This is a genomic window from Halomonas litopenaei (assembly GCF_017303055.1).
Taxonomy (GTDB): Bacteria; Pseudomonadota; Gammaproteobacteria; order Pseudomonadales; family Halomonadaceae; genus Halomonas; species Halomonas litopenaei_A.
Genome location: NZ_JAEKJT010000029.1, coordinates 1 through 523, shown reverse-complemented (window position 1 = coordinate 523; position 523 = coordinate 1). Strand labels below are relative to the sequence as shown.

Genomic DNA, 523 nt, shown 5'->3' with positions numbered 1-523 from the left:
TCGATGATGTCACGACAATTGCCGGATACGCTTGAGACGTATCTTACTTTGTCAGCATGATATACATTGTTAAAGAGCGTTAGAGTCGAAACTCTAAGCGAGAGACTTGAAAATCGCCGCCCCGGATTATCGAGCAGCGATGCAAGCATCTTGCTTAGAACTTCATGACAAGAAGACTGATCACCTGGCCCACCGTTATAGGCAATAAAGTGGTGGAGCCAAGCGGGATCGAACCGCTGACCTCCTGCGTGCAAGGCAGGCGCTCTCCCAGCTGAGCTATGGCCCCATATCGCAGTCCGAAGATGGTGGGTCTGGGCAGACTTGAACTGCCGACCTCACCCTTATCAGGGGTGCGCTCTAACCAACTGAGCTACAGACCCAGGCTTCAAACTAGCTTGTCATTACTCTTGCTTGATCAGGTAATTCATTGTGAGCACTTACCGACAGTCAGCGACGTGTCGATTAAGGAGGTGATCCAGCCGCAGGTTCCCCTACGGCTACCTTGTTACGACTTCACCCCAGT

Annotated in this window: 2 tRNA genes and 1 rRNA gene; all 3 read right to left on the bottom strand. The window is 51.6% G+C overall.

The features are described from left to right. Positions 1-210: 210 nt before the first annotated feature. Positions 211-286, bottom strand: a tRNA-Ala gene (locus JF545_RS19855). 17 nt (positions 287-303) lie between these two features. Then, a tRNA-Ile gene (locus JF545_RS19850) sits at positions 304-380 on the bottom strand. Positions 381-463: 83 nt separating this feature from the next. Further along, positions 464-523 (bottom strand): 16S ribosomal RNA (locus JF545_RS19845); the annotation flags it as partial.